This window comes from Levilactobacillus spicheri DSM 15429, assembly GCF_001435095.1.
Taxonomy (GTDB): domain Bacteria; phylum Bacillota; class Bacilli; order Lactobacillales; family Lactobacillaceae; genus Levilactobacillus; species Levilactobacillus spicheri.
On sequence record NZ_AZFC01000015.1, the window covers coordinates 413197 to 432743 of the forward strand.

A 19547-nucleotide genomic window follows, 5' to 3' on the forward strand; every position below is an offset into this window, starting at 1 on the left:
GTGGGCGGTCCGCTGGCCCCGCCACTCTTTTGAACCGTGAATTGATGCGGCCACGGGTCGTTGATTCGTTGTACAATAATAGGGGAGTCACCAAACCAGGGGATGGCGGGAACGGGCCCCGTTATCGCCAATTGGTCTACCTGGAGCCGTGACCGCCGTTGAGGAACTTTTGTGCGGCATGGTGGTTTATGGTAAACTTTGACCATTAGTCAATAAGGAGTAAGTGCACATGTTAACGATTCGTGATATTGCGGCTAAGGCGGGTGTGTCCGTGTCGACCGCCTCGCGCGCGCTGAACAACAATCCGCGGATTAGCCAGGCCACCCGGGAACGCATCCAAGCGCTGGCCGAGGCCGAGGGCTATCTGCCCAACTATAACGCTAAAAATTTAACGGCCGGTGAGGCCAACGCCGTGGGGGTCGTCTTCCCCACCACCGAACACACCCAACCCGAAAATCCGTTTTACATCGACCTATTGCGGGGGATCAACACCCAGCTCCTGCAGCGCAACTACGTCCTGTCGGTGGCGATTAGTAAAACGTCTGACGAGCTGTTGCAGAACGTCAAGTCGATGGTCACCCAGGGGAAGATCAAGCGGTTCATCCTGTTCTACGCCCATCCTGACGACCCGATCACGGCCTACCTGCGCAAGTACCACCTGCGCTTCGTGACCATCGGCCAGCCGGCGACCGACCATCCCGAGGATTACTTCGTGGACAACGATAACCTGCAGGCCGGCATCGGGGGCGCCACCTATCTGCTGGACCAGTTGCGGGTCAAACACCCGGTCTTCGTCGAATCCGCGCACGATTGGGCCTACGAACAGCAACGGCGGCAGGGGTACGAGCGGGTCGCCGCCAACTTCAACGTCGAACCGTTGACGGTCAAGCTGGGCGAACTCAACCGGGTCCGGTTGTTCATCAAGCAGCACCCGGAGATCGACGGTATCATGGCGACCGACGACTTCAACGCCATCGAGTTCTACCGGCTGATGCGGGAGAAATACCCAATCAGTCATTTTCCCATCGTCAGCTTCAACCACTCGTTACCGGACGGTCTGAGTGACGCCAACCTGCACTCGGTCGACCTGTTCCCCGAGAAGATGGGGTCGGCGACGGTCGCGTTGCTCTTCAGCGACCGCGAACCCCTGGACGCGCCCAAGCCGGGCCAGATTCAGATTCCGTATGCGATTAATTAGGGCACTATTAATTCAGTGAAATCAGTATGCAGCCATTAGCCAACCTTAGTTAAGTTTGATTGTGGGGCTGGCCTTTGAACTTAATTCCGTAAAAAATCCCCAGAGCTTCTTGTTCTTTGAGAAGGTCTGGGGATTTTTGCCGTAGAGCTAAAGGTTGAAAATTAAATTGTCCAGTAAAGGCCCAGGAAACCGGCTCTTTACTAATTTTAGTAGACTTTATCTGAACAAATGGGGGGCAAGATTGCCAAATTGAAGGGGGTTCCATTTTTGCACACGCCCATCAGCTGGTGACGAAACGGGCACCAGCTAACCGCTTTTTGATCTGCGGGTTTAGTAACTGGCTGGCGCCAAACACCAAGGCGGCCGCGGGTGGGATGACCGTGACTTGGGGAAGGGAGTAGGGAATCCCCGCCCATTTTTTTGCAAAAAAAGTTTAATTCACCAAGTGCGCACGCACCAATCGACCCTAAAACCCGTCTGGCAGGTGATTAAATTGTTCGGTCAAGCAATTAACGGGGTTACCGGTTGGTCGAAATTCAAAAAAAGTTTGCGCAAACGGTTGCATTAATATGAAAGCGGTGCCATAATATTTTATGTAATCGGTTGCCAAGCAAATCTGACAACGTTTTAGCTATTATTTCTGATTTAGTTGGTTTAAGGAGGTTTTATGTCATGGCAGATGTCGTGTCAAAGGATACAACCACGGTCGATAGCACCAAGACTGGGTTACCCAAGTTATCCGCTAGTACCATTTGGATGATCAACTTTGGGTACCTGGGCGTGCAAACGGCCTTCACGTTGCAAAGTTCTCAAATGAGCCGGATTTTCCAAACCATTGGGGCCGACCCGAACAGTTTAGGGTGGTTCTTCATTCTGCCACCGTTGGCGGGCTTAATCGTTCAGCCAATCGTTGGGTACTATTCCGACCGAACCTGGGCGCCTAAGCTCGGCGGTCGGCGCTTACCATACTTAGCTTTAGGGGCCTTAGTCGCGGTCATCGTGATGTGCCTGTTGCCGAACTCCGGGAGTCTGGGCTTCGGGTACGCGTCCTTAGCCGCCTTGCTCTTCGGGGCCATCACCGTGGCCTTCTTGGACCTGTCTTCGAACGTGGCCATGCAGCCCTTCAAGATGATGGTCGGGGACATGGTCAACGATGACCAGAAGAGTTACGCTTACGGGATTCAAAGTTTCATGTCCAACGTGGGGGCCGTGTTAGCCGCCATCTTGCCATTCCTGTTCGCGTACTTCGGCCTGAAGAACGTCGCCGCTAAAGGGGTCGTGCCGGATACCGTCAAGGTCGCCTTCTACGTCGGCGCCGCCTTGTTGATCGTGACCAGCTTACTGACCATCTTCCGGGTTCACGAATACGATCCCGAAACCTACGCCAAGTACCACGGCATTACCAAGGAAGATAACAGCCAAGGGGGTAACTGGTGGACGTTATTGAAGACGGCACCGAAGGTCTTCTGGACCGTCACGCTGGTTCAATTCTTCTGCTGGATCGCCTTCCAATACCTCTGGACTTACTCCGCTGGGGCGATTGCCTCTAACGTCTGGAACACCACCAACGCCGCTTCCGCTGGCTACCAAGCTGCCGGAAACTGGTACGGGGTCTTGGCCGCCGTTCAATCCATCGCGGCCGTCGTATGGTCCTACGTTTTGGCGAAGTTGCCTAACAGTGTTCACAAGTTAGGCTACGCGGGGAGCCTTGGTTTAGGGGCCCTCGGGTTCATCTCCGTCTTCTTCATTCACAATCAATACGCCTTAATTGGGTCCTTCATCTTAGTCGGAATCGCTTGGGCGGCCATGAACACGTACCCACTGACCATGGTCACCAACGCCTTATCCGGGGCCCACATGGGGACTTACCTGGGGCTGTTCAACGGGTCCATCTGCTTGCCACAGATTGTGGCTTCTCTGGCCAGCTTCGCCCTGTTCCCAATGTTAGGGAACTCGCAAGCCACCATGTTCCTCTTAGCCGGGGTCATTATGGCTATCGGGGCCTTCTCCGTCTTCAGTATCAAGGAAACTTACAAGGCTTAATTTAAATTGATTCACCGGTCGTCCCCCACGATGTCACCGTCGTGGTTAGGGACCCGTTCAGGAGCGCCGCGCCACGTGAGCGGGGTCGCTGAACGGGTCCCTGACTGGGCTTAACGGGGCGAACGACCGGAACACGCAATCGCACAGCATTAGAAAGGGAGTTCAGCGACGATGAAACGCATTTTTGAAGTTCAACCGTGGAACGTCATTACCCACACCTTCGATCCAAAGGACAAACGCCTGCAGGAATCCATGACTAGCCTGGGAAACGGCTACATGGGGATGCGGGGCGACTTTGAAGAAGGGTACAGTGGTGACTCACTACAAGGTATCTATTTAGGTGGGGTCTGGTACCCCGACAAGACGCGGGTCGGCTGGTGGAAGAACGGCTATCCGAAGTACTTCGGTAAAGTGGTCAATGCCGTTAACTTTATCAAGTTGCCAATCGTGATCAACGGGCAACCCGTCGACCTTGCCAAGGACACCATCAGTGACTTCACCCTGGACCTCGACATGCACGCCGGCGTCCTGAACCGCTCCTTTACCCTGGAGCGGGGAGCCGTCAAGGTCGCCCTGACCTTCCAACGGTTCTTGAGTGTTGCCCAACCCGAACTGTCCGTCCAAAAGGTCACGGTCAAGAACCTGAGTGACAGCGACAGTGTGGACGTGCAGATCACGTCGGCCATCGACGCCGACGTCAAGAACGAAGAGGCCAACTACGACGAGCGCTTCTGGGACGTCCTGGCCACGGACCAGCAAGCCACCAGCGGCAGCGTCATCGCTAAGACCACGCCGAACCCGTTCGGTACGCCTCGCTTCACGTCCGGCATGGAGATGCACACGGTGACCGACCTAGCCAACGTGGCGGTCACCCAGCCGAGTGACAAGGAAGTCGCTAACGCCTACACGGGTCAATTGGCACCCCAGGCCCAGACCACGCTGGAAAAGCGCGTGATCGTGGTGACCTCGCGGGACTACGCGACCCAGGATGACTTGACGCGGGCCATGCACGACCTGAGCGCCAAGGTGGCCCAACAGTCCTACGCAGACCTGTTGGCCGCCCACACCCAGATCTGGGCCCAACGGTGGGAAAAGTCCGACGTGAAGATCGCCGGCGACGACGAATCCCAACAGGGGATTCGCTTCAACCTGTTCCAGTTGTTCTCGACCTACTACGGGGACGACGCCCGGTTGAACATCGGGCCGAAAGGGTTCACCGGTGAAAAGTACGGTGGCGCCACTTACTGGGACACCGAAGCGTTCGCCTTCCCCGTTTACCTGGGGATCACGGATCCGAAGGTCACCCGCAACCTGTTGATGTACCGCTATAACCAGTTGGATGGCGCCTACGTGAACGCACAGGAACAGGGGCTCAAGGGCGCCTTGTTCCCAATGGTGACCTTCGACGGGATCGAATGCCATAACGAATGGGAAATCACCTTCGAAGAGATTCACCGGAACGGCGACATTGCCTTTGCCATCTACAACTACACCCGTTACACGGGCGACACCAGCTACGTCTTGCACCAAGGGGCCAAGGTTCTGACCGAGATCTCACGGTTCTGGGCCGACCGGGTCCACTTCAGCAAGCGCAACAACCAGTACATGATCCACGGGGTCACCGGGGCCGACGAGTATGAGAACAACGTCGACAACAACTGGGACACCAACATGCTGGCACAATGGACGTTGAAGTACACTCTGGAGATCCTGGGCAAGGTCGACGCTGACGTGGCCCGGAAATTGGCCGTGACGGACGACGAAAAGGCTCACTGGCAAGACATCGTCGACCGGATGTACCTGCCGTACGACAAGGACCTGAACATCTTTGTCCAACACGACGGGTTCCTGGATAAGGACATCGAACCGGTCAGCGCCATTCCAGCCGACCAACGGCCCATCAACCAACACTGGTCCTGGGATAAGATCCTGCGGTCCCCGTACATCAAGCAAGGGGACGTGCTTCAAGGAATCTGGGACTTCATCGATGACTACACGCCGGAACAGAAGAAGGCCAACTTCGACTTCTACGAACCGCTGACGGTCCACGAATCGAGTCTGTCACCCGCTATCCACTCCGTCTTGGCGGCGGACCTGCACTACGAAGATAAGGCCGTCGAGCTGTACGAACGGACGGCCCGGCTGGACCTGGACAACTACAACAACGACACCACCGATGGACTGCACATCACGGCCATGACCGGTGGCTGGATCGCCGTGGTTCAAGGCTTCGCGGGCATGCGGGTTCGCGATGGTCAACTCCACTACGCACCATTCTTGCCGAAGAAGTGGGAGAGCTTCTCCTTCCGGCAGGTCTTCCGCGGTCGTCTGATCGAGGTCACCGTCGACAAGGCCGGCGCCCACTTCAAACTGATCAGTGGGGAACCCCTGGACATCGACGTGGCCGGTAAGACGGTCACCGTGCAGTAACTCAATTGGTTTCATGTTAAGTAAAAACCCGATACGCACAAAAACGCAGTCCCCGTTGGTGAGGGGGCTGCGTTTTTGTGTATCGGTTACCGATGGTTGTTGAACCCGGTCGTCAGCGCGTAGGCCAACGCGATGGCCAGGATGAAGAGACCGGCCTCAATGAGGAGGGACAGCCCGTCAATGCCGAAGGGCAGTGCGGTCTCGATGAGGCCCATGACCCAGACCATGAACCAGCAGTTGATCAGGAATTGGACCCACCAGATGACTTTAGCCTTCATCAGACGGGCATGTACGGGTCGGTCGTGCCCGGATGGTCATCGTTGTGGTCATCGGCGGACGAGTCGTCGGCCGGGGTCGCGGGTTCGCTGAAGGGCATGGGCTCGCGTTCGCGGTTCTTCTGCTGAACCAGGGGCGCCTGCTCATTCCAGAAGAACGGCCACTCGCCGGCCAGCGTCAGGCTTTCCAGCTCGAGTTGGTCGGGAATCAGGACCTGGGCGACCAGCTGATCATGGTAGTCGCTGAGCAGGTGTTGGATGATGGCGCTGTTGGCGGCGACGTCGGCGCTGCCGAGCTGGGCCAGTTCGGCCTGGTGGGCCTGGCGCAGGGCCCGTTCGAGGTCCCGCAAGTGGTGTTCGATGGTGCGGCTGAACTTGGCTTGGTTGTGGACGTCATAGGCCACGGCCGGCGTGACGCCGACGAAGACAGCCTCGATCCGCGGGTAGTTGTCGTCGACCGCGCTGGCCTGGAGCACGTCGAACTCCCAGCCGATGGATTCAATTTGCATAGTAGGGCACTTCCTTGGTTTTTTAGTCATTGCCCCCAGTCTACGGAAGACGGCGGACCGTGTCAAACGGGGGATGCTGGTAAACGAAAAGAGAGCCTGGACGGGTGTCCAGACTCTCTGCTTTTTAAAGTGGGTTAGGGGTCCACCGCCACCGATAGAAGTGGGAAGGTGGACGATAGGGGCGACCGCGAGACCACAACCGATCATCCGCGGGGCCCTGGGGTCAGTGGGTTACCAGCTGGCCTTTTTGACGCCCGGAATCTGACCCTTGTGGGCCAATTCGCGGAAGTTTAACCGGGATAACCCGAATTTCCGCATGTAGGCGTGGGGCCGGCCATCCAGGTGGTCGCGGTGGTGCATCCGAACGGGGGAAGCGTCCCGGGGCAGCAGGGCCAGTCCGGCGTAATCGCCAGCGGCCTTTAATTCAGCGCGCTTGGTCGCGTACTTTGCCACGGTGGCTTCAATCTTGCGTTCCTTTGCAATCTTAGACTTCTTAGCCATGTACAGATCTCCTTTTTCTAAATAATAATCGTTACGGTTTACTATGATACCGCTGGGGGTATTGGAGGTCAATCATTTTGTCTCCAATTGATCTAACTCGGCGACGCTGGCCCGCTCCGTCAGGGTCACCGGGATGATGGTCTGTGCGGCTTGGCCCATCACCCGGTTGACCCCCTGGCGACCAATCTCGCGAAAGTCCTGGGTCACGCTGGTGAGAGCCGGGGTGGTGATGTCGCAGATGATGGTGCCGTCGATGCTGACGATGGAGAGGTCCTGGGGCAGGGTCAGGTGTTGGCCTTGCGCGGCGGTCAGCAGGCCGGCCGCCACCATATCACTGGCGGCGAGGACGGCCGTGACGCCGAGCGACCGGTAGGGGCTTAAGGCCGCTTGGCCAGCCTGGTAGCTGTAGTTGCCGCGTTGGACCCACGCGGGGTCGGCCATAATCTGGTGGTTGGCCAGGGCCGCCTGGTACCCGGCCAGTCGTTGTCGTCCGGTGTGGTAGTCGTCGATGCCGGCCAGACCGATGCGGGTGTGGCCGTGGGCGATGAGGTACTCGGTCGCTTGGTAGGCCAGGTCGTGATTGTTCGAGCTGACCGATTTGATGTTTTGATCGTCGAGGTTCAAGGAGACGAAGCAGAAGGGCACCTGTGCCGCCTGCAAAAGCTCGCGGTCGGTCGCGTCGGGTTCGATGGCGACCAGAAGAATCCCCGAAACGTTGCGTTGCAGGGCCGTGTTGATGGCCTGGTGCTGCAAGGGAGCCTCCCGGTTGCCGGCGTACAGGATGATGACCTGCTGGCCAAGCTGCCCGGCGCGCTCCTGGATGCCGTCGATGATGTCGGTGGAAAAGTTGGTGGGGGTGGCGTTAATGATGACGGCTAAAACGTCCGCCCGCTTTTTGACGAGCTCGACGGCTACCGTATTCTTGCGGTAGCCCAGCTCTCGCGCCGCCTGGAGGACTTTGGCCTCTGCCTTGGCGCTATAAGTTCCCTGCTTGTGTCCCAAGACGCGTGAGACGGTGGCGATGGACAGGTTGGTCTTGGCGGCGATGTCTTTAATGGTTGGTTTCAACGAAAGCCCTCTTTTCTTGAAGCGTCTTCATTATACCGCTAACGGGGATGAAAGGGGGTGTTTTATCGTAAACGTTTACAGTTGCGTAATTCTGGTATTGTAAACGCTTACAGTTGGTGCTAAGATGAACCTGTTAAGACGAGTCTATCAACTAGGGAGATGCTTCAAATGAATCAACCAACTACCCATCCGGGTGTTCAAACGCCGGTTGCCCAAGCCAAAAAGGCACCAGCGAAGTTATCTAACTCGTTACCCAACCTGCCGTTGAAGACGCTGTTTGCCATCACGTTTGGGTTCTGTGGGGTCAACATGGCGTTTTCGCTACAGTCCTCACAAATGAGTCGGATCTTTCAAACGATCGGTGCTGACCCGACCAAACTGGGTCTGTTCTTCATTCTGCCACCACTGGCTGGCCTGATCGTGCAGCCGTTGGTCGGCAAGTATTCGGACAAAACGTGGTCACGGTTCGGTCGGCGGATGCCTTACCTGTTATTCAGCGCACCGGTCGCCGCATTAGTCATGATTTTGTTACCCAACGCCGGGTCCTTTGGCTTCGGGTACGCCTCGACAGCCGCTCTATTATTCGGTGCAATTGCTATTTTATTCATGGACCTGTCGAGTAACGTCTGCATGCAACCGTTCCGCATGATCATTGGGGACATGGTCAACGAAAAGCAAAAGGATAAAGCCTGGTCCTGGCAACAAGCCTTCAGTAACCTGGGCGGTGTGCTGGCCACCATCTTACCCTTTGTTCTGACCTATTTCGGGGTCGCCAACACGGCCCAAAAAGGGGTCGTGCCGTTGTCGGTCCGGTTAGCCTTCTACATCGGGGCCGCCATCCTGTTAGGCATCTCGGCCTATACGATCCACACCGTCAAGGAATACGATCCGGAGACCTACGCGTTGTACCACCACATCGATCCGGAACAACACAAGCAAAGTAAGCCGCTCTGGCAATTGATTAAGGAAGCTCCCAAGGCTTTATGGGAAGTGGCCGTGGTTCAGATGTTTGCCTGGATCGGGATTCAGTACATGTGGACCTACACTACCGGGGCCATTGCTCAAAACGTTTGGCACACGACCAACGCCGCTTCGGCGGGCTATCAGGCCGCTGGGAACTGGTACGGAATCTTGACCTTCATTCAATCGATGGCCGCCGTTCTGTACGGCTTCCTGGTTCTGTCCCGGACGAATCAAAACAAGCGGAAGTTCTGGTACCGCTTCGGCTTGGCCGCCTTTGCGGTTGGGTTGATCTGGGTCTTCTTCATCCACAACCAATACCTGTTGATCGTGCCGTTCTGCTTGATTGGTATCGGGTTCTTCACGGTGCACGTGGAGCCCTTCAACATCTTCACGTCGTCCCTCAACGGCTCGAATGAAGGCTCCTACATCGGGATCTTCAACGGGACCATCTGCTTGCCGCAAATCATCGCGTCCGTCGCCAGCTTCGTGGTCTTCCAGTGGGTCGGCAAGTCGATGCCGGGCATGATGTTAGTGGCCGGTATCTCCATGCTGATCGCGGTCGTGTCCATTAGCGTCATCAAGCAAGACAAGCCACAACGCGATTTGTCGGACGACAGTGCGGCAAACGACTAAAGGTAGCAAAAATTTGAAAAAGGGTGCTTCCGGGCCAGTCAAAAGCGGACTGGAACGGGACTGTGACCACCCTGCCAAATGAGAGTTGAATTGAAACACTTAATAGAGAAAGAAGTCGATTTTGATGAGTGAGTTACCGAAGTATACGCAGGACGGACAGGTCGTCACGCTGGCGTTTAAGCAGCCGTTACGCCTGACCGTGTTGACCCCCACGATTGTTCAGGTCTTCGTTGACCGGGGCGACCAGGGCGCTTCGTACGCGATTGAGGGCACGAAGGCGCAGACGACGCCCTATACCTTTCAGGACGCGGGTGACCATTATGAGTTGGCCACCAGTGCGTTGATTGTTCGGGTCGATGCCGATAAGCACGTCGACGTCACCGACGCGGCTGGCCATCCGTTGATCACGGACTACCGGGGCGATCGGGTCATCCTGGACAAAGGGGTCGATAAGGTCCATCAGCGGCTGGTCGAAGCCGAAGGGCACACGGTCCAAAAGGCCACGGTCAAGTCGGACACCGGTTATTACGAGGTCGTCAAGTCTCTGGCGCCCGATGAACACTTCTACGGACTCGGAGACAAGACGGGTTACCTCGACAAGCGGGGCTTTGAGTATGACAACTGGAACGCTGATAACACGGAACCCCAACTCGAGATTTTACCAAACCTCTACAAGTCGATTCCGGTCATGCTGGGCTTGAAGAACGGCCACCCGTACGGGATGTTCTTCGATAACCCTTACAAGAGTCACTTCGATATGGGCAAGGAAAGTGCCCACTACTACTTCTACTCGGCCGTGGACGGCAACGTGAACTACTACGTTTTAGGCGGGAACAGTCTCAAGGACGTGGTCGCCAACTACACCTACCTGACCGGGCGGACGCCGCTACCCCAGGAGTGGACGTTGGGGTATCAACAATCGCGCTGGGGCTACAGTGCCAGCCAGCAGGAAGTGCAAGAGATCGCGGATAATCTTAAGAAGTACGACCTGCCCTGCGACGCCATCCACTTTGACGTCGACTACATGGACGGTTACCGGGTCTTCACCTGGGACAAGCAGAAGTTCGACGGCGACCCGAAGGGCTTCGTCGCGAAGCTGAAGAAGCGCGGCATTAAGGTGATTCCCATCATCGATCCCGGTGTTAAGCAGGACCCGGATTATTCGGTCTACGCCGAAGGGGTTAAGAAGGGCTACTTTGTCAAAACGCCGGACGGCAAGGTCTACATCAATAAGGTTTGGCCGGGTAACTCGGCCTTCCCCGACTTCGGTCGGCCGGAAGTGCGGCAATGGTGGTCTAAAAACGGTCAGTTCCTGACGGACATGGGCGCGGCCGGTATCTGGATCGACATGAACGAACCAGCGTCCTTTGAAGGCGAGATCCCTCAGGACGTGGTCTTTAGCGACCAGGACCGGCCATCGACCCATAAGAAGATGCACAACGTCTATGGTCATAACATGGCCAAGGCCACGTACGATGGCTTGAAGGCCCAACAGGGAAAGCGGCCGTACGTGATTACTCGGGCGGCCTACGCCGGGACGCAGAAGTACGCCACGGTCTGGACCGGGGATAACCGCAGCATGTGGCCCCACATTCAGATGATGGTGCCCCAGCTGTGCAACCTAGGAATGAGCGGCTTTAGCTTCATCGGAACGGATATTGGGGGCTTTGCCTCTGACACCAATCCGGAGTTGTTGACGCGCTGGATCGAAGCAGCCATCTTCAGTCCGTTGCTGCGGAACCACGCGGCGATGGGGACGCGGCGTCAGGAGCCGTGGGTCTTCGGCGAACCGACCCTGTCGATTTACCGCAAGTACCTGAAATTACGCTACCACCTGATTCCGTACCTCTACGACCTCTTCCATCAAGAAACGCAGACTGGGCTGCCCATCATGCGGCCGTTGGTCTTGAACGACGATACCGATGAACGGGTCCGCAACCTGAATGACGAGTTCATGGTCGGCAACGACTTGCTGGTGGCTCCGGTCTTGCACCCGGCCACGACGAAGCGCTTGGTCTATCTGCCGGCCGGCGACTGGATCGACTTCTGGAACGGTCAAGAAGTGGCCGGTCACCAGGACGTCATCGCGGACGCGCCGTTAGATAAGTTACCGCTTTACGTCCGGGCCAATACGCTGTTGCCATGGGGGCCAACGGTGGACCACGTGGCGGACCAGCCGCTGACGGCGATGACCTTTAAGCTCTATGGTGATCACGGGAGTACCCAACATTACCAAGACGATGGTCAAGACTTCAAGTACCAGCAGGGCGAGTACAACCTGTACGATGTCCGGGTAGCGGGCCAACGGGTGAGCGTCCAGCTGACCCACCACGGATACGCACCGGTGTACCACCAGATTACGGTGGAATTAGCGGATCGGCAAGTAACGTTGGTCTACGATGCCGCAAGTGAAACGTATCAAGCAAAATAATACGACGAAAAAGCCGTTATCCGGCCCTTAGCGGGGAGGATAACGGCTTTTGACGTGCTTCTGGATGGTATTTAGCTGACTGTTTAAAAACCAGTGGGAGGACGTCAGCACCCGCTACCGGTGCCGGCGAGATTCAGCACCGTCGGATATTTAACGCGCCAATTAAGCCGCCATGACGTTCTCAGAAACACCAAACAAGCCAGTCACCCGGTCAAGTAATGGCTAGGGACTGGCTTGTTAAATTGAACTGATTTGAATCGTTTCTGGATGATGGGCGATGACGACTGGCTTAAAAGGTGTTTCGAGAGAAGCTAGGCCACTCACTTCTAAATGGCAATAATCTCCACGAAGCAATTATGTGCCAGTGCCTGTCACCGCCGGCAATAGTTTGGCCGTTGACAATCTGGTTGTGATAATCAACGCACATGTGAGCTGGAGGGCCCGTCAAAAATGGGCTCAGGGGTGAGATTTGCCTTAGCCGGTGTTTTTCAGCCGGCTTAGGCAAAGGCCAGCCTTTGAGACCGGGGTTCAGGGCTCAAAGCTGTGCCCACCCCGTTCCAGCCCTATTTTTGACGGGCCCGGAAGTGCTGAACTCGACAATCGGGGCTTCGGAATCGTGCCCACCTCGACCATCTTGCTCGCCGGCGTGGAGCGCAATTTATCAACCCGACTGTACAGTCTCTTAGTAAGTCACGTCGTAGCTGACGTGGTATTGCTGGGTCTTGCCGGCGGGTAAGGTGATGTCGCCGAACTCAGGGAAGTTGGGCGAATCCGGTAAGGTCTGCGGCTCCAGCGCCACGCCCATGTAAGGCTGACCGGCACCGGTGGCCAGCTTCAGGCCGTTGGTGAAGGAGTTGGCGGTGAAGACCACCAGCCCGTTGCGGTCGGACTTGATGGTCACGCTGCGGTTGGACTGCGGGTCGCTCAGCTTGGCGATGGTGTGGTCCGCGGCGGGGACTACGTGGTAAACGTCGTCGAAGCCCTTTTCGGTGGTGTCCTGCATGCCGCGAATGGCGCTTCCCAGGTTCTGGCCGGCCTTAAAGTCAAACGGCGTGTCGGCGTTCGCAATCATCTTCCCGGTCGGCAACTTCTCGGCGTTTAGGTCCAGGTGCTCGTCACTGTTGACCTGCAGCGTCTGGCCGGTGATCAGCTGGTCGTCGCTCAGGTTGAAGTACAGGTGCGCCGTCGGGTTGAAGAGGGTCGTGGTCGTGGTGGCCGTGGCCTCGAAGGTCAGCGTGACGTGGTCCTGGTTGTCCAGACCATAGATCAGCTTGGCGTCCAGGTCGCCCGGATAGGAGTCGTCAGTGCTCTTGAAGGTGTGCGTCAGGATAATCCGCGCGTGGTTCGGGTCGGTGGTGTCGAGGCTGCCGGCCCAGTTGACCGTGTTGAATCCGTGGGGGCCACCGTGCAGGGTGTTCTGCCCCTCGTTCGGGTCCACGTGATAGGTGGTGCCGTCTAGCGGGAAGGTTCCCCGGGTGATGCGGCCACCGGTCCGGCCGATGCCCATGCAGACGTAAAACGGATTATCCAAATAATCCGCCATCTTATGGTAAGATAGCACTAAATTGTGCGGGCCTTGAGCGCTAGGTACGCTGAGTTCGTGCAGCGTGGCGCCCCAACTGAGGACGCCTAACTTGACCCCATTGTCGTTTTCAATCGTATATTCCGTGACGGGTTGCGCCTGATACGTATCCCATTCCTGTGTCGTCGTTTGCATAGCGGTTCCTCGATTTCTATGATTTTTTAAAGCGTTTTCACATTCCCTTCTATTTTATTTTTTATACGGACAATTGTCAACGGCCACCCGGTTCATTCTGGGAGCCCCTAGACCGCTAAATGGTCCCCGGTTCCCGCTGATTCGGGAAGGGAGCGCTTCGATGATGAGACACGAATTTTGTGCGGATAAATTATAATATTATATAGTTAATAAGTAACAATGTTCAATCGATAATGTTTAACTTGTGTACAATTGAAAAAACTGGCATAATATACAGGTTTAGGAGGGACAGCCGTGAGGAAGCCGTGGTGTTGGGGAGCGTTGATTTTAGGAAGTGGCTGGGCCGCGTACCATTGGCTGAGCCGCCGGGCCATCACGCCGCGTGACCGGCGCTATCGGCGGGCGGGCATCGTACAGACGACCACGCCGACCCTTTTTGTGCCGGGGTGGGGTGGCAACGCCTGGACCTATAACGGCATGCTCCGTTGGTTTGCGCGTCAGGGGTACGCCGCGAAGGTCCTGACGATTCGGGTCGACTACCACGATCACCTGCACGTCTCCGGTCAGTGGCCGGAGACGGCCGTGAACCCGACAATTCAGGTCCTGTTCGACCACAACTTCACGGGCGACTATCGCCGGCAGACGCGGTGGCTGACCCAGATCCTGCGCTGGCTGCACCAACGCTACGGGGTGACCGCGTACAACGCGGTGGCCCATTCCTGGGGTGGCAGTGCGCTGGTTCACAGCCTGGTCCGCGATGGGGCCGACCCGACCCTGCCACGCCTGCGCCGCGCCGTTCTCCTGGGGACTCCGGTCGATGAGACACCGCCGAACGCCCCGCAGGATCCCGCGTACCGGCGCTTGCTGGCGGTGCGCCACAACCTGCGGGCCAACGCGGGGGCGGAGATCCACAACGTGTACGGCGTCCTGACCGGTCACGCGACCGACGGGGAGGTCCCGGTGCGCCAGGTCACCGCCCTGCGCGCCGTGGTCGCGGATAGTCCCGTGACCTATCAAGAACACCCCGTAGACGGTATCGGGCATGGACGGTTGCATTCGGCTCCGCGCATGTGGCGGCTGATCGCGCGGCTGCTCTGGGCCAACAAAAAGGACGACTAACCAATTGGTTAATCGTCCAGAATGTTCAACCAGTTTAGCTCCGGTTAAAGTTCGTCTGCTAAGATAGCGTCAATCACGTTGAGGACGCCCTCGTGGTCGTTGTCCGTTGGCGTGATCAGGTTGGCGACGTCCTTGACCGAGTCCGTGCCGTTCTGCATGGCGACGCCGAGGCCCACGTGGCGGAGCATCTCTTGGTCGTTATCGTTGTCGCCAAAGGCCGCGATCTCGCTGGGGGCGATGTGCCAGGCCTGGGCCAACTGGGTCAGGCCAATCGCCTTGTTCATGTGCGGGGCGATGATGTCGATACTGCCGAAGCCGCTGGCCGTGGCGTGGATCTGCTCGGGAAACTGGGCGTTGAGCGTCGCTGCGATGGTGCGGATGGCGGTGTCGGGCCACTCGCCGTTGATTTTATAGATGGTATCAGCGACCTGCGTCAGGTCGGGAACCCGCACCAGGTTGTTGAAGAAGTAGTCCTGAGCGACGGGGTCGTCCGGCTGGTCCGTCAAGTTCAGGTAGGTCCCGTGGGCGCCGGAGAGACGCAAGACCCGCGGGCGCAACGCCGGGTCGGCCAAGATGTCGCGAACGACGCTGCGGACCGTGGCTAGCGGGATCGGGGTCTCGAAGAGCGTTTGACCGTGGTCGACGATCAGCCCGCCGTTCTCGGCGACAAAGGTCTGAACGGCCGGGGTGGGCGCAAAGACCTCCTGAAGGTGGCCCAGGTGGTTGCCACTGGCGACCACAAAGTGGATTCCGGCGGCCTTGAGTCGTTGGAGCTGGGCCGCAAAGCGGTCATGGTTGTAGGTGCGCGTTGAATCGAGGAACGTGCCATCGACATCGGTGGCGATCAGTTTAATGTTGGTCATCCCAGAAACCTCCGTTTTCAAATATTACATCAATCATACGGAGTTTTTTTGAGAAACACAATGAAAGTTCAGTTGCCAAGAAATACACAGATTCGGCAGTCAGGCTAGACGACGCCGCTACTTGGGGCCTAAGTCCCCGGCAGAAAAGTATGAAAAAAGTGTGAAGAAACGTTAGAGGACTAGTTTTTCCTTTTACAATGCTATAAAATATTAATCAAACGGTAACATAAAGGTTGAAAATAACGGTTATAATAAACGGTTAGTGGGTCAGAATAGTAACAGTAAAAGGTATAGAGCAGTTGAATTTGAAAGGAAGAGAATGATATGACGCAAACGAGTGACTTAAGCCAATCCCTAGAATGGTTTTCCCAATTACAAAAGATCATGCGACCAGTAACGACGATTAAAACGGAGGAGATTACGATTTCCCTGGAACAGTTTAATCTCTTACACGCCATCACCGACCAACGGGATGATTTTACGCCAACCAAGTTTGCGAACCAGATTGGGGTCTCGAAGTCGATGATCTCCGGCCAGATTTCACGGTTGTTACGCGCCGGCTTAATCGAAAGTATCGCTTCGAAAGTTGACCGGCGGCAGCACAACCTGAAGCTGACCCCGGAAGGCGTCAAAGTGTACACCCAGGTGCGCGGCCAAGTGGTCGATCGCTTGAACGACCTGCACAGCGACATCTCTAAGCTGATGTAGCATTGCTTTAATTTCAGATGGTTTCAAAAGCCCGTCCATTATAAAATCTTTCATTTCTGTAACATTTCGGTTAAGTTGACCCAACGCTTTCTGGTATTAGCTTATACTGTGGGAGTAGAAAGATTTTGGAAATGGAGGGCTTTTTTTGAACTTGAGGGGTCAACATATCGTTGCGACCGCCCTTACGGTGGGAATCGCGCTCCTGGGCATGGCTGGCTGGTCAACAGTTGCCACCCCGGGAAGCAGTGAGACCGTCGCGTACGCGGACACAACCATTAACGCGCAGCACCAAGGCATGGTGGGGAATGCCAAGACGGTGAACAACGACGCGTTTCAGAAGATGATCGATAAATGGAACAACGGCAACGTCACGGTGCACGTCCCCAAGGGCACCTACCTCTTCAATGCGGGTCACGTGGTGCTCCACTCGAACCTGACGTTTAAGTTCGACAAGGGGGCCGTCTTCCGGATCACCAACGGCGACCGGTTGAACATCGCCTACCCGAGTCCGGAGAGCGGTTACGATGGCGGAATCTCGAACGTGACCTGGAAAGGGGCCACGTTCCAGGGGGACAACACCTCGGACGGGCAAAGTGTCTTCGTGCAGAGCCTGAACCACGCCCAGAACGTCACTTTTGACGGCTGTGTCTTCGACAACGCTGAATCACCGACCGGGCACTACATCGATATCGACGGTAGCCGCAATATTAACGTGCTGAACTCCGTCTTTACCGGGTTTAACGGCTCGATGGACTACAAGGAAGCCATCCAGGTCGACTACTCCAACAAGAAGGCCATGTCCTACAAGTTGACGGGCGACCAGTACGACAACCTGCCGTCCTACAACGTGACCGTCGACGGCAACCAGTTCTTGCCGGTCACCCGGAAATCGGGGCAGGTCCAGTCGTACGCGCCCAACCCAATCGGGGAACACGCGATTTACGGGCACGGTGCGGCGGGCATCATCCACGACGTCCACTTCACCAACAACACGGTGGTTGATCCCAAGCCGTTATTAGACGACGGGGTTGCCACGATTCACTTTAAGGGGATCTCGAACCTGTGGATCTCCGGGAACAAGTTCATTAACCAACACGTCTTGGGCTCCGGGAACTACATTTACCTGTACAACTCCGAACCGTCCTACGACATGAAGAACTTGAATATCACGGATAATCAATTTATCAACGTGAACCCAACCAAGCAGTACATTTACTTAGATGCGGGGAAGACCAATGACAACCCGATGTCGGATATTACGATCACGGGGAACAAGATCACCACGCAAAAGGAAGGGGCCACCTTCGTCGATGGCAACTTCGCGTTGTCCGGGTCGGGCATCAAGATCAAGGACAACAAAACCACGATTGCGCCGTTCACCAGCACAACGGTGACGCCGCAAAAGCCGATCACGAACACGTCGGTCAACAAGCCAACGAAGAAGCCGAATAAGCAGAAGCAAAAGCTGAAGAAGCGTAAGCAGACCAACAAGCAGGAAGACTACTATGCGGGTCTGAACACGCAAACGGCGCAGCTGAAGAGCAACTACAAGACTTACTCGTTGTACAACCACATCCGGGGCCACAAGAACTGGAACATCATGAAGTTCGACTGGAAGAAGATCAAGAACAAGCGGGTCTACCTGGACATGCGGGCGGAAGCCGACACCGGTAAGTGGTACCGGATTCGCTTCTCCAAGAATTCGACGACCAAGTACTGGATCCGGAAGGGTGCCTTGGAATTCAACAAGATCACCGTTGAAGACTACGACAAGGAACTCAACCTGATGAAGGTCTACCCCGTCTACACGCGGCCGTTCAACGATCCCCTGCTAGCCAAGCAGAAGGGGACCACGGCGGACTTGAACAAGCGGGAAATGACGATTACGCACCGGGCACGGCGGATCGATGCCAACGGGCACCAGACGACGTACTACCAGATGAGCAATGGTCTCTGGACCCGGGCCGGTGCCTTCGACTTGGATGCTTAAGCATTAAATCATTAATTTTAAACGGCTCTCCCATCATTTTTGGTGGGGGAGCCGTTTTGTTTTGGGGTGAACGAGCAGAGGATGGGTGGGCTTCAGCTAAATAATTTTCTAAAACGACGAATTGGTGCTTGCTAAAAGGGCCGATTCGTGGTTATATATACGACAACCATTCGTTAGCTGGCTGATTGAATTAATCGGTCATGGGGTGGGCGGACCGTCGCTGTGAGATAATCTGGCCCGAAAAATGAAACCCTTTTCAATCTTCAAAAAATCTTCAAACTTCGGGTGAAAAAAGGTCGGATTCACCTGCTAAGGTTGATATAACAGCAATGGTCGCTTGCTTTCCGGCAGTCCTAAAAGTTGAGAAAAGATTAAATGGTCTGAAAGTCGAGCGTTATGGGTTTCATCATTGCGGTTTGTGGTGTACAATGATTACCATAATTAGCACTCAAACAAAAGAGTGCTAATCCCAAGTACCTCATCGACAAACACACTAATTGGAGGGCGATTTTATGATCAAAATGTACTTTCATGCTAAAACAACCGCGGTAACTAAAGCGATGAAATGGCTCGCTAACCATGATGCGATCTTTACCGCACGTGACATTAAAAAACAACCTTTAACCCGGGAAGAAATCCTGTACATGTTATCCTTAACGGAAGAAGGCACCGACGACTTGATTTCCACCCGTTCCAAGGCGTACAAGGCGTTGCCAACGTCCGTGCAGGACATGGGGATGAACGACCTGGTGGCGTTGTTGCAAAACAACCCCGGTATCTTAAAGAACCCGATTGTGGTTGACCAAAACAAATTGGCAACTGGGTTCGATTTGGAAACCATCCGTGAGTTCGTGCCGGCGTCATACCGGAAGAAGGAACTGGCCGGTTTCTTCAAGATTTTAAACGGCACCAAGAACGCGCTGGGCGTTTCGCCAGCTTAATCCATGATTAATCATAAAGGACCGCTTGCCCCATCACGGGCAGCGGTCCTTTTTTCGTGCATACTTAACGAAGGGGAGTGCCGGTCAGTCTAGACTGATTGCGGTCAGCGCCTACCAGTCGGCCAGAATAGGGCTGGAACGTGGCCGGCACGACTTTG

The 19547-nt window shown here is 55.9% G+C and carries 15 protein-coding genes; 9 read left to right on the top strand and 6 right to left on the bottom strand.

Annotated features, from left to right (window positions below; genetic code table 11):
- The first annotated feature begins 229 nt into the window (after positions 1 to 229).
- The 3 genes from FD37_RS05695 to FD37_RS05705 all read left to right on the top strand — a co-directional run bounded on the left by FD37_RS05695 (position 230) and on the right by FD37_RS05705 (position 5671).
- A complete protein-coding gene (locus tag FD37_RS05695) occupies positions 230 to 1198 on the top strand; it encodes a LacI family DNA-binding transcriptional regulator (RefSeq protein ID WP_056964080.1) in 969 nt (322 codons plus the stop codon).
- A gap of 672 nt (positions 1199 to 1870) precedes the next feature.
- Entirely contained in the window at positions 1871 to 3241 is a 1371-nt protein-coding gene (locus FD37_RS05700) for an SLC45 family MFS transporter (RefSeq protein WP_045807448.1), read from the top strand.
- A gap of 171 nt (positions 3242 to 3412) precedes the next feature.
- Positions 3413 to 5671, top strand: coding sequence for a glycoside hydrolase family 65 protein (locus FD37_RS05705; protein WP_056964082.1), 2259 nt, complete (start codon positions 3413 to 3415; stop codon positions 5669 to 5671).
- A gap of 86 nt (positions 5672 to 5757) precedes the next feature.
- Here the strand turns inward: FD37_RS05705 and FD37_RS05710 are convergent, their stop codons facing one another.
- The 4 genes from FD37_RS05710 to FD37_RS05725 form a co-directional block, all read right to left on the bottom strand.
- Positions 5758 to 5949 carry a hypothetical protein gene (locus FD37_RS05710; protein ID WP_045807446.1) on the bottom strand — a complete coding sequence of 64 codons (192 nt, stop codon included), beginning with the start codon at positions 5947 to 5949 and terminating at the stop codon, positions 5758 to 5760.
- The gene (locus FD37_RS05715) at positions 5949 to 6455 is read right to left on the bottom strand and encodes a hypothetical protein (protein ID WP_056964084.1); all 507 of its coding nucleotides are present in this window, start codon (positions 6453 to 6455) and stop codon (positions 5949 to 5951) included. The genes FD37_RS05710 and FD37_RS05715 overlap by 1 nt, the downstream gene beginning before the upstream one ends.
- A 231-nt stretch (positions 6456 to 6686) precedes the next feature.
- Positions 6687 to 6956 (bottom strand): 30S ribosomal protein S14, encoded by a 270-nt coding sequence (gene rpsN / locus FD37_RS05720; protein WP_045807445.1) that lies wholly within the window; start codon positions 6954 to 6956, stop codon positions 6687 to 6689.
- Positions 6957 to 7028: 72 nt separating this feature from the next.
- The gene (locus FD37_RS05725; protein ID WP_056964086.1) at positions 7029 to 8024 is read right to left on the bottom strand and encodes a LacI family DNA-binding transcriptional regulator; all 996 of its coding nucleotides are present in this window, start codon (positions 8022 to 8024) and stop codon (positions 7029 to 7031) included.
- Positions 8025 to 8192: 168 nt separating this feature from the next.
- Between FD37_RS05725 and FD37_RS05730 the strand changes: the two genes are divergently transcribed.
- On the top strand, positions 8193 to 9620 hold the full coding sequence (locus FD37_RS05730; RefSeq protein ID WP_082605135.1) for an SLC45 family MFS transporter: 1428 nt from the start codon (positions 8193 to 8195) through the stop codon (positions 9618 to 9620).
- 124 nt (positions 9621 to 9744) lie between these two features.
- Positions 9745 to 12051 carry a glycoside hydrolase family 31 protein gene (locus tag FD37_RS05735; protein ID WP_056964088.1) on the top strand — a complete coding sequence of 769 codons (2307 nt, stop codon included), beginning with the start codon at positions 9745 to 9747 and terminating at the stop codon, positions 12049 to 12051.
- Positions 12052 to 12733: 682 nt separating this feature from the next.
- On the opposite strand, the gene FD37_RS05740 is transcribed toward FD37_RS05735, so the two are convergent.
- A complete protein-coding gene (locus FD37_RS05740; RefSeq protein ID WP_045807444.1) occupies positions 12734 to 13768 on the bottom strand; it encodes an aldose epimerase family protein in 1035 nt (344 codons plus the stop codon).
- 294 nt (positions 13769 to 14062) lie between these two features.
- Here FD37_RS05740 and FD37_RS05745 point away from each other — a divergent pair, with 294 nt between their 5' ends.
- Entirely contained in the window at positions 14063 to 14887 is an 825-nt protein-coding gene (locus tag FD37_RS05745; RefSeq protein ID WP_056964090.1) for an alpha/beta hydrolase, read from the top strand.
- Positions 14888 to 14931: 44 nt separating this feature from the next.
- On the opposite strand, the gene FD37_RS05750 is transcribed toward FD37_RS05745, so the two are convergent.
- Positions 14932 to 15750, bottom strand: coding sequence for a Cof-type HAD-IIB family hydrolase (locus FD37_RS05750; RefSeq protein WP_045807442.1), 819 nt, complete (start codon positions 15748 to 15750; stop codon positions 14932 to 14934).
- Between the two features lie 324 nt (positions 15751 to 16074).
- Between FD37_RS05750 and FD37_RS05755 the strand changes: the two genes are divergently transcribed.
- The 3 genes from FD37_RS05755 to FD37_RS05765 all read left to right on the top strand — a co-directional run bounded on the left by FD37_RS05755 (position 16075) and on the right by FD37_RS05765 (position 19389).
- The gene (locus tag FD37_RS05755) at positions 16075 to 16458 is read left to right on the top strand and encodes a MarR family winged helix-turn-helix transcriptional regulator (RefSeq protein WP_045807441.1); all 384 of its coding nucleotides are present in this window, start codon (positions 16075 to 16077) and stop codon (positions 16456 to 16458) included.
- Positions 16459 to 16603: 145 nt separating this feature from the next.
- The gene (locus tag FD37_RS05760) at positions 16604 to 18448 is read left to right on the top strand and encodes a glycoside hydrolase family protein (protein ID WP_056964092.1); all 1845 of its coding nucleotides are present in this window, start codon (positions 16604 to 16606) and stop codon (positions 18446 to 18448) included.
- Positions 18449 to 19008: 560 nt separating this feature from the next.
- Positions 19009 to 19389, top strand: coding sequence for a Spx/MgsR family RNA polymerase-binding regulatory protein (locus tag FD37_RS05765; RefSeq protein ID WP_235807857.1), 381 nt, complete (start codon positions 19009 to 19011; stop codon positions 19387 to 19389).
- Positions 19390 to 19547 lie beyond the last annotated feature (158 nt).